General features: G+C 73.6%; 12 protein-coding genes. 9 read left to right on the top strand and 3 right to left on the bottom strand.

Annotation, left to right across the window (positions count from 1 at the left end):
• Positions 1–14: 14 nt before the first annotated feature.
• The 4 genes from J2W21_RS02075 to J2W21_RS02060 are packed head-to-tail and all read left to right on the top strand — an operon-like array spanning position 15 to position 3,236.
• Entirely contained in the window at positions 15–422 is a 408-nt protein-coding gene (locus J2W21_RS02075) for a TOBE domain-containing protein (RefSeq protein WP_307112842.1), read from the top strand.
• Positions 419–1,216, top strand: a complete 798-nt coding sequence (gene modA, locus J2W21_RS02070; RefSeq protein WP_307112841.1) for a molybdate ABC transporter substrate-binding protein — start codon at positions 419–421, stop codon at positions 1,214–1,216. The genes J2W21_RS02075 and modA overlap by 4 nt, the downstream gene beginning before the upstream one ends.
• Positions 1,217–1,266: 50 nt before the next feature.
• A complete protein-coding gene (locus J2W21_RS02065) occupies positions 1,267–2,115 on the top strand; it encodes an ABC transporter permease (protein WP_307112840.1) in 849 nt (282 codons plus the stop codon).
• Complete coding sequence (locus tag J2W21_RS02060; protein ID WP_307112839.1) at positions 2,112–3,236, top strand: sulfate/molybdate ABC transporter ATP-binding protein; 1,125 nt, start codon at positions 2,112–2,114, stop codon at positions 3,234–3,236. The genes J2W21_RS02065 and J2W21_RS02060 overlap by 4 nt, the downstream gene beginning before the upstream one ends.
• Here J2W21_RS02060 and J2W21_RS02055 read toward each other — a convergent pair.
• Positions 3,233–3,802, bottom strand: coding sequence for a COG4315 family predicted lipoprotein (locus J2W21_RS02055; protein WP_307112838.1), 570 nt, complete (start codon positions 3,800–3,802; stop codon positions 3,233–3,235). The two genes, J2W21_RS02060 and J2W21_RS02055, sit on opposite strands and share 4 nt — an antisense overlap.
• Before the next feature lie 170 nt (positions 3,803–3,972).
• Between J2W21_RS02055 and J2W21_RS02050 the strand changes: the two genes are divergently transcribed.
• From J2W21_RS02050 to mltG, 5 genes are all read left to right on the top strand, one after another.
• The gene (locus J2W21_RS02050; RefSeq protein WP_307112837.1) at positions 3,973–4,560 is read left to right on the top strand and encodes a hypothetical protein; all 588 of its coding nucleotides are present in this window, start codon (positions 3,973–3,975) and stop codon (positions 4,558–4,560) included.
• A 127-nt stretch (positions 4,561–4,687) separates the two neighbouring features.
• Positions 4,688–5,446, top strand: a complete 759-nt coding sequence (locus J2W21_RS02045; RefSeq protein ID WP_307112836.1) for a hypothetical protein — start codon at positions 4,688–4,690, stop codon at positions 5,444–5,446.
• Positions 5,447–5,477: 31 nt separating this feature from the next.
• On the top strand, positions 5,478–6,215 hold the full coding sequence (locus J2W21_RS02040; RefSeq protein WP_307112835.1) for a class F sortase: 738 nt from the start codon (positions 5,478–5,480) through the stop codon (positions 6,213–6,215).
• A 31-nt stretch (positions 6,216–6,246) separates the two neighbouring features.
• Entirely contained in the window at positions 6,247–6,687 is a 441-nt protein-coding gene (locus J2W21_RS02035; RefSeq protein ID WP_307112834.1) for a cupredoxin domain-containing protein, read from the top strand.
• Between the two features lie 127 nt (positions 6,688–6,814).
• The gene (mltG, locus tag J2W21_RS02030; protein ID WP_307112833.1) at positions 6,815–8,002 is read left to right on the top strand and encodes an endolytic transglycosylase MltG; all 1,188 of its coding nucleotides are present in this window, start codon (positions 6,815–6,817) and stop codon (positions 8,000–8,002) included.
• Between the two features lie 40 nt (positions 8,003–8,042).
• Here mltG and J2W21_RS02025 read toward each other — a convergent pair whose 3' ends face one another.
• Complete coding sequence (locus J2W21_RS02025) at positions 8,043–8,963, bottom strand: amidohydrolase family protein (RefSeq protein ID WP_307112832.1); 921 nt, start codon at positions 8,961–8,963, stop codon at positions 8,043–8,045.
• A gap of 11 nt (positions 8,964–8,974) precedes the next feature.
• Complete coding sequence (gene ligK, locus J2W21_RS02020; RefSeq protein WP_307112831.1) at positions 8,975–9,658, bottom strand: 4-carboxy-4-hydroxy-2-oxoadipate aldolase/oxaloacetate decarboxylase; 684 nt, start codon at positions 9,656–9,658, stop codon at positions 8,975–8,977.
• Positions 9,659–9,680: the final 22 nt, after the last annotated feature.

Raw genomic sequence — 9,680 nt, 5'->3', positions numbered from 1 at the left:
CCTAGACTGTCGGCATGGGACTGCTCCGCATTGCCGACGCCGCCCGGCTCACCGGCGTCTCCGACGACACCGTGCGCCGCTGGGTGGATGCCGGCACGCTGACCGCCCACATGGACGAGTCCGGCCGTGCGGCGGTGGACGGCGCCGAGCTCGCCGCGCACGCGCGCGCGACCGCGGCGGCCCCCACGGACTCGTCGGGGGTGGGGCGCTCGGCCCGGAACCAGTTCGTGGGCCTCGTGACCGCGGTGACGATGGACAAGGTCATGGCGCAGGTGGAGCTCCAGTGCGGCCCGCACCGCGTCGTCTCGCTCATGAGCTCCGAGGCGGTGCGCGAGCTGGGCCTCGAGCCGGGGTCCGTGGCCACGGCGGTGGTCAAGGCCACGACCGTGATCGTCGAGACCCCGGGCGGGAGGGCCTTGTGAGGCGCCCAGTGGGGGCGCTGGCCGGGCTCGGGCTCGGGTCCCTCGCGTTCGCCGCGCTGCTCACGGCGTGCGGCGGGGCGACGGCGGCGGGCGGCCCCGCGGCGTCGTCCGGCGGCGGAGGCCGCACCGTCACGGTGTTCGCCGCGGCCTCCCTCCAGAAGAGCTTCACCGCGATCGGGCGGCAGTTCCAGGCCGCGCACCCCGGCACCACGGTCGCGTTCAGCTTCGCCGGCTCCTCCGACCTCGCGGCTCAGATCGCCAACGGCGCCCCGGCGGACGTCTTCGCGTCCGCGGACGCCAGGACCATGGGCAAGGTCACCGGGGCCGGGCTCGCGGACGGCGAGCCCGCGGACTTCGCGACCAATGTGCTCACGATTGCCGTGCGGCCCGGCAATCCCGCGGGGATCAAGGGCCTGGCGGACCTTGCCCGCCCCGGGCTCAGGCTCGTCGACTGCGCGCCGCAGGTGCCGTGCGGGGCCGCCGCGCAGGCGGCGGCGGGGGCGGCCCACGTGGCCCTGGCCCCGGTGTCGCAGGAGTCGAACGTGACCGACGTTCTCGGGAAGGTCGTCTCCGGGGAGGCGGACGCCGGGCTCGTGTACGCCACGGACGCGCGCGGTGCGGGCGGGAAGGTCGCCGCGGTGCCGTTCCCCGAGGCCGCCTCCGCGGTGAACCGCTACCCGGTCGCCGTGCTGCGCGACGCGAAGGACAAGGCCTTCGCCCACGAGTTCGCGGACTACGTCGCGGGCCCAGAGGGACGGAAGGTGCTCGCGGATGCCGGCTTCGGCGCGCCATGACCCCCTCAGCGCAGGGACATGACCCCTCAGCGCAGGGATATGACCCCTCAATGCAGGGACATGACCCCTCAGCGCGGCAACGGCCTGGGGACCACCTCCTGAGAGTCACCTCCCGGGGGTTCACGGGGCTCCCGGCCTGGCTCTGGGCGCCCGCGGCGGTCGGGGCCCTGTTCGTCGTCGTTCCCCTCGTGGGGATCCTCGCCCGCGTGGACTGGCCGCACTTCGTCCCGCTCGTCACCTCGGACGCGTCCCTCGCCGCGCTCCGGCTGAGCCTGACGACGGCGGCGGCGAGCACCGCGCTCGTGTTCCTGCTCGGGGTGCCGATGGCGATGGCCCTGGCCCGGGGCAGCGTGCCCGGCCTGCGCTGGCTCCGCGCCCTCGTGCTCCTGCCGCTCGTGCTGCCCCCCGTGGTGGGCGGCCTCGCGCTCCTCTACACGTTCGGCCGGCTGGGACTCGTGGGGCGCTGGCTCGACGTGCTCGGCGTGCAGGTCGCGTTCACCACTGCCGCCGTGGTCATGGCGCAGGCCTTCGTGTCGCTGCCCTTCCTCGTGGTTTCCCTCGAGGGTGCGCTGCGCACCGCAGGCGGCCGCTACGAGGCCGTCGCCGCGACCCTCGGCGCCTCCCCGACCCATGCGTTCCGCCGCGTCACACTCCCGCTCGTGCTGCCCGGCCTCGCCTCCGGCCTCGTGCTCGCCTTCGCCCGCTCACTCGGAGAGTTCGGCGCAACCCTCACGTTCGCCGGAAGCCTCCAGGGGGTCACCCGCACCCTGCCGCTCGAGGTGTACCTGCAGCGCGAGACCGATCCCGACGCCGCCGTGGCCCTCGCGCTCCTGCTCGTCGCCGTCGCCGCCGCCGTGGTGGGCGTCGCCTACGGGCGCCGGGCGGGGGGAGCGCGGTGACCGCCGCGCCGGCGGGCCTCCTGACGGTCGACGCCGGCCTCGCCGCCCGCGGCGTCCGGCTCGCCCTCACCGTCGGGGACGGCGAGACGGTGGCGGTGATGGGACCGAACGGCGCCGGGAAGTCGACCCTGTTCGGGCTCTGCGCCGGGCTGATCCGGCCGGACGCCGGCAGCGTCGCGCTCGCCGGCCGGGTCCTCGCCGACGCCCGCGGCACGTGGGTCCCCCCGCACCGGCGCGGGGTCGCACTGCTGGCCCAGGAGCCGCTCCTCTTCCCGCACCTGAGCGTGCTCGAGAACGTCGCGTTCGCCCCGCGGGCCGCCGGCGCCCCGCGGGACGAGGCCCGTGCCGCTGCCGGCCGATGGCTGCGCGAGGTCGACGCCGAGGAGCTGGCCGGGCGGCGCCCCGCCGAGCTCTCGGGCGGCCAGGCGCAGCGCGTCGCGATCGCCCGGGCGCTCGCGGCCGAGCCCCGGGTCCTCCTGCTCGACGAGCCGTTCGCGGCACTCGACGTCGCCGCCGCCCCCGCCCTGCGCCGGCTCCTGCGGCGCGTCCTCGAGGGCCGCACGGCGCTCGTCATCACGCACGAGCCGCTCGACGCCCACCTGCTCGCCGACCGCGTCGTGGTCCTCGAGTCCGGCCGCGTCGCCGAGTCCGGACCCACCGCCGACCTCCTGGACCGCCCTCGAAGCCGCTTCGCCGCCGGCCTGGCAGGGCTCAACTTCATCGAGGGGCGGGCCATGTCCGAACGAGGGGCGGGGCCCGGGCGCCTGCGCGTCGACGGCCTCGGCGAGGTCTCGGGCACGGTCCCGGACGGGGTGGAGCCGCCGCAGGCGGGCGAGGCCGCCATCGCCGTGTTCCGCCCCGCGGACGTGGCCCTCTATCCGGCCCCCACGGCTCTCGGCGGCGAGTCCGGCGTGCCGCGCGGGTCACCGCGGAACGCGTGGGACGGCGTCGTCCGCGAGCTCGAGCCGCGCGGCGCCCAGGTGCGGGTGCACTGCGACGCCGCGGGCCACGCCCTCGTCGCGGACCTGACCCCGGCGTCGGCCGCCGAGCTCGACCTGGCCCAGGGGGCCGCCGTCGTGCTCGTCGCGAAGGCCGCGGCGGTGACGGTCTACGGCGCCTAGTAGCCGCCGGTTCCCGAGCTCCCGGAGGCCAGCGGCGTCTGGATCATGCTCCCGTCCGCGCCGATGACGTACCACACGTTCGCGACGCCCTGCCCGTTGACCTGACCGGGAGCGGTGTCCTTCGCGTAGTAGTAGATGGGCATCCCGTTGACCGTGATCTGCTGCTTGCCGTCGACGCCGGTGATGCTGCCGATCTTCCCGGTCACGCCCTGGAGGGTGGGTGCGCCGGCGCTGGTCACGGCAGGCCACAGGGAGGCGCATCCGCCGGTGCAGGCGCTCGTCGTGGCGCCGGGGTTGTCGCGGGTGTACACGTAGACGGCTTTGCCGTCCCCGTCGACGACGATGGTGTGGCCCGCGACGCTCGCGGTCTTGAGCGTTTCGACCTCGGCCGAGGCGGTGGAGGACGGTGCGGCGGACGACGGTGCCGCGGACGACGGCGAGGCGGGCGCCGCTGCAGGGGCGCTCGAAGAGGCCGGACTGCTCCCGCCCCCACCGCCGCAGCCGGCGAGGGCGAGGGCGGAGGCCGCCGATGCAGCGGCCAAGAAGAGTGCTGCTCGCTTGTTCATGGTGTCGCCTTCCCTGATCCGGCGGCTGTCTGCCGCTGCCCATGAGACGCCGTGCACGACGATCCGGTTCATCGCCAGTCCGCGTGGTGGGCCGGCTCCGAAGGATGGACCAGAAGCTACCGTGGTGCCGAGGTCGCCAGGCGACGCCGGCGGAGGGAAAGGACACGACGATGGGCGCACGCCTCGTTCGCCGCCTCGTCGCGCTCAGTTGCGCGGCCCTGATGATGAGCGGCTGCGCGGCCGTCCAGAGCGCGCCGGCGCCGCCGGAGGCAGCGCAGCAGTCCGCTGCGGCACCCTCCCCTTCCGCAGCGTCTTCGGCCCCGGCGACGGGACCATCGTCGGCGGCGGCGATGGTGTGCGGGCAGGAGATCAGGGAGAAGGTCGCCCAGATCCTGGCGCTGCCCGCTGCCCCGTCGCCGTCCTCGACATGGGCGGGCGGCCGCTACACCTGCACCTACCGGCTCCCCTCCGGCGCGCTCGTGCTCGCCGTCCAGGAATCCTCGGATCCGGCGGCGGCCCGCGCTTCCGCCCACGGTGCGGTCGCGGCGCTGCCCGGCGCTGCCCCCATCGAAGGGCTGGCGAACCTCGGCCTGCCCGGCTACCAGAGTCCCGCCGGCACCGTGGCGTTCGCCAAGGACAGCTTCGCCCTCACCGTGGACGCCACAGGCCTGAAGGAGCCGGTGGGCCCCCACGGCGTCTCCCGGAGCTCCCTCGCCTACCAGATCGCCACCGACGTGCTGGCGTGCTGGAGCGAATGAGCCGGCGCACCCATCCAATCCGTGATGCCGACCACTCCGAACGGTATCTGTCGGACAGTTCCTGAGCCCGGCGACCGGCGCCACCCGGAGCCGGCGACGCGACAAAGAGCATGGAGGAATCACCATCATGAAGAAATCTGCCTTCCTGATCGCCCCGGCCCTCGCCCTCGGGGCCATGGCCCTCTCCACGAGCCCGGCACTGGCGGCGGACAACACCACCTACCAGGCGAACCTGGGGGCCATCAACGGCTCCAACGCCTCGGGCACGGCCATGATCACGCTGAACGGAAACCAGGCCACCGTGACCGAGAAGGTCTCGGGCCTCGCCGCGACCTTCAGCGGCAAGCCCTACCCGCACGTCCAGCACATCCACATCGGCGCCAAGGGCACCTGTCCGGGGCCGTCGGCCGACACCAGCGGCGACGGGGTGGTCAGCACCACCGAGGGCGCCCCGTTCTACGGGGGCATCGGCGCCACCCTCTCCACGAGTGGGGACACCAGCCCCGCGGCGGGCACCGACCTCGCCGTCGCAGGGATGGGCTCCTCCTTCACCTATCAGCGGACCATCACGCTGGATGCGAAGACGCTGGCATCGCTGCAGTCCGGCACGGCGGTCGTCGTCGTGCACGGCCTGGACCCGGCGACCCTGCCGGCCGGAGCCCAGAAGGAGCCCAGCGACCTGGTGCCCTCGCTGCCGCTGGCGGCGACCTCGCCCGCCCTCTGCGGCACCCTCACCGCGATGCCCGCCGGCGCCCCCGGCACGGGCATCGCTGCCCCGACACAGCAGCAGGGGGTGGACCTGGGCCTCATCGCGACCGGTGCAGGCCTGATCGCCGCAGCAGGCGGGGTCTACGGCATCCGCCGCCGTCGGGCCGCCAAGGCCTGATTCCGCCGTGCGAGCAGGAGGGTCACACCCGATGAGAGAAGGTACCGGCAACGGTGGCCGCGGGCGCAGGCTCGCCTCTGCAGGTGCCACGCTCCTGCTCGCCGGAGGCCTCGCGGGGATCGGCCTCGGTCTGGCCCACGGGAGCGACCCCGTGGGGCAGACCGGAGCCCCCACGGGGGTTCCCGCGACGGCCCCAGCCTCCCCGCCCGCGCAGTCCCCCGCGGGCGGGGAGAGCACGCCATCACCGGCTGCGCCGAGGTCGGCGCAGGCGGCCCCGCTCCCCGCCCACTCCGGCCCGGTGCTGCCCGCCTCCGCCCCCACCCGCTTCCAGGCGCCCTCCATCGGGGTGGACACGCCCCTGCTCCAGCTGGGCAAGCAGCCCGACGGCGAGGTCGCCGTTCCGCCGGGCGCACCCGGATCACCGGCCGGCTGGTACACCGGGTCAGTCGCGCCCGGCCTCTCCGGGTCCGCCGTCATCCTCGGGCACGTCAACGCCATCGGCACACCTGTCGGAGTGTTCTACCGACTCCACGAGCTCGCGCCCGGCGCTCAGGTGACCGTGGTCCGGGCCGACCACACCGCAGCCGTGTTCGTCGTGGACCGGACCGACGTCTACCACAAGTCCCAGTTCCCCACCGTCGAGGTCTACCGCAACGCGGACCGGGCTGAACTGCGTCTGATCACCTGTGGCGGCTTCGATCCGGCGTCGGGCCAGTACCTGGACAACACCGTCGTCTACGCCCACCTCGTCTCGAGCCACCCGGCATGAACCGGCCCGACCTTCCCGAAGGACCCTGACCATGGAACTGTCCCCACGCTCTCGCCGGCGCCTGGCTGGCCTGGCCCTCCTCTTCAGCGCGGTATCGCTGGGGACCACTGCCTGCTCCGGGGCGGCCATGGGCAGCGCCGGCAGCGGCACGGCCCAGTCCGCGCCTGCCGCGACTGCATCGATGGAGCCGGGCATGGCCATGGGCCCCTCGCAGGCCACCTCCGCGGAGGCGGTGACCATCCACATCAGCTCCTCGGCCTACTCTGATCCCGGCCCTGTCGCCCCCGGCGCCACGGTCACGGTCATGAACATGGACGCCCAGGCCCACACCGTCACCGCGGACGGAGGCGCGTTCAAGGCCACGGCCCCGGCCGGCCGCAGTGTCGCCTTCACCGCCCCGGCCACCCCCGGCACCTACCCCTTCCACTGCGAGTACCACGCGGACATGCACGGCACCCTCACCGTGCGATGAGGCGGACGCGCCGCGCGCAGCTTCCGCGTTTGAACGTGGCGCGCGCGGGGTAAAGTTCCGGATGGCCCATGTGGCTGGGCCCTACCCGGGGCCGACTGAGCCCAGGAGCGCTAGGAGCATTGATACGGTGACCATCCCGAGGCGACCGGGCAGGCCCCCTGCCGCAGACCCGGTCCCGGCCGTCGGAGTCGAGGCGATCGCGGCCAGCCCGGGCGCGCCCGAGAAGCCCCTGAACGACCCGGCGGGAGAGCGCCGTCCGGCCCGACACCCGCTCCGCACCGCAGCCATCGCCATGGGTGTCGTGCTCGCCCTCACCGTGGCAGGCTCCGTTCTGCTCGGGCTCGGACTGCGCACGGCCCTGAAGATGGACAAGGTCACGGACTACCCCGGCCCCGGCACCGGACAGGTCCAGGTGACCGTCCAGACCGGCGCCGGGCCCCTGGCCGTGGCGCAGGAGCTCCAGCAGGACGGAGTGATTGCCGACGCCGAGACCTTCGTGCGGGCCCTCGCCGGGACCGGCGGAAAGATCAGCCCCGGTGACTACACGTTCAAGAAGGAGATGAAGGCCTCCGATGCGGCGGCGATCCTGGCGGGCTCGGACAGTGCGAAGGTGATCTACTTCGCCCTGAGCGCCGGGATGCGGGTGGGGGACTCCCTCGACGCGATCGCGAAGGCGGCCTCGGTGGACCGCAAGGACCTCGATGCGCTCAACGCCAGGCCCGGGGACTTCGGGCTCCCGGCGAAGGCCAAGAGCCTGGAGGGGTACCTGGCGCCGGGGGAGTACCGGTTCCCGGTGGGGACCTCGGCCAAGGACATCCTGGCCAAGCTGGTCTCGACCACGGTGGACGAGCTGAAGCAGGACGGGATCACCGACCCGAACCAGCAGTACCAGGTCCTGACGGTGGCCAGCATCGTGCAGGCCGAGGGCGGACGGGCGGACTACGGGAACGTGGCCGGGGCGATCGAGAACCGGCTCAAGCCCAACGACCAGACCAACGGGCTGATCCAGTCGGACGCGACGGTCACGTACGGGCTGGGCACGAAGACGGTGCAGCTGACGGATGCGCAGAAGCAGGACGCGTCCAACCCGTACAACACGTACGTGCACACGGGGCTGCCGCCCGGGCCGATCGGCTCGCCGGGATCGAAGGCCGTGGCCGCGGCGGCGCACCCGACCGCGAACGACTACCTGTACTGGGTGACGGTCAACCTCGACACGGGGGAGACGAAGTTCGCCAAGACCTACGCCGAGCACCAGGGCTACGTGGCCCAGTACCAGCAGTGGTGCACCGCCAACCCGGGCAAGTGCCAGTGACCACCCGTCATCGTCCTGCGTCCCCGAAGGTCAGTGCCTCTCAAACGGCTTCTTCCGGCCAGTAGAGGCGCATCGGGTTGGCGACGAGCAGCCGGTGCTGCTGCTCGGCCGTCACAGCGAGGTGCGGGATGAAGTCCACGAGGAGCCCGTCGTCGGGCATGTGGTCGGTGAGGTTGGGGTGCGGCCAGTCGGTGCCCCAGACGACGGCGTCAGCGAACTCCTCGATGACCCGCCGGCCGAAGGGGACGACGTCGCGGTAGGCGTCCCGCTCGCCGTCGAGCGCGGGCGGTCCGGCGAGGCTGAGCCGCTCGGGGCAGGAGACCTTGACCCAGACGTCGTTGCGCTCCACGAAGCGGAGGAATCGGCTGAATTCGGGCCCGTCCACCGGCTGGGAGACGTCCGGCCGGCCCATGTGGTCCACGACGAGCGGCGCCGGGAGCGAGGCGAAGAAGTCCTCGAGCTCGGGGAGGTCTGCCGCCTCGAAGTAGATGACGATGTGCCAGCCCAGTGGGGCGACCTTCCGCGCGATCTCGGCGAGCTCGTCCTGGGGCGCCGCGCTGACGAGGCGCTTGAGGAAGTTGAACCGGACCCCGCGCACGCCGGCCTCGTGCAGCCGGGCGAGTTCGGCCGCCGACACATCGGGACGGACGGTCGCGACGCCTCGTGCCCGGCCCCCGGCGGAGCGGACGGCGTCCACCATCGCGCTGTTGTCGGCGCCGTGGCACGTGGCCTGGACGATCACGTTTCGGCTCACGCCGAGGCGGTCGCGGAGGGCGAAGAGCTGGTCCTTGCCGGCGTCGCACGGGGTGTACTTGCGCTCCGGGGCGAAAGGGAACTCGCTGGCGGGCCCGAAGACGTGGCAGTGGGCGTCCACGGCGCCTGGCGGGAGCGTGAAGGCCGGCGTGGAGGGCGAGGCGTACCAGTCGAGCCAGCCGGGGGTCTTCTCGAAGACGGGAGTCATGGTCTTTCGCGTCAGTCGAGGTAGCGGAGGCCGGCGGCGTCGAGCTTCTCGCGCATGCCGTAGATGTCGAGGCCGAGCTCCCCGGCGGCGAAGCGGGCGCGCTTGCCCTCCTCGTTCTCCTCGCGCCGCGCTGCGGCCTCGGCCACCTCGGCGGCGCGGCCGGCGGGGACCACGACGACGCCGTCGGCGTCGGCGACCACCACGTCGCCCGGGTTCACGGGGGCGTTCGCGCACACCACGGGGACGTTGACGGAGCCGAGGGTGGCCTTGACGGTGCCCCTGGCGTTGACGGCGCGGCTGAAGACGGGGAAGTCCATGCCGCGCAGGGCGTCGACGTCGCGGCAGCCACCGTCGATCACGAGCCCAGCGCAGCCGTGGGCGCGGGCGGAGGTGGCCAACAGCTCGCCGAAGAAGCCGTCCTCGCACTCCGTGGTGCACGCCGCGACGAGCACGTCCCCGGGACTCAGCTGTTCGACGGCCACGTGGAACATCCAGTTGTCCCCGGGCTGGAGCAGGACGGTGACGGCGGTCCCGCACAGGGCTGCGCCCTCGTAGACGGGCCGGATGTAGGGGCGCATCAGCCCGGTGCGGCCCATCGCCTCGTGGACAGTGGCGACGCCGAACGGCGCGAGCGACTTCACCGCGGTGGGCTCGGCCCGGGTGATCGTGCGGTGCACGACTCCGATCTCGTACATGGCTCTGAAGTCCTCCTAAGGG

Source organism: Sinomonas atrocyanea (assembly GCF_030811715.1).
GTDB lineage: Bacteria > Actinomycetota > Actinomycetes > Actinomycetales > Micrococcaceae > Sinomonas > Sinomonas atrocyanea_A.
The sequence above is the reverse complement of the archived record's forward strand: the minus strand, read 5'-3'. Positions and strand labels throughout refer to the sequence as shown.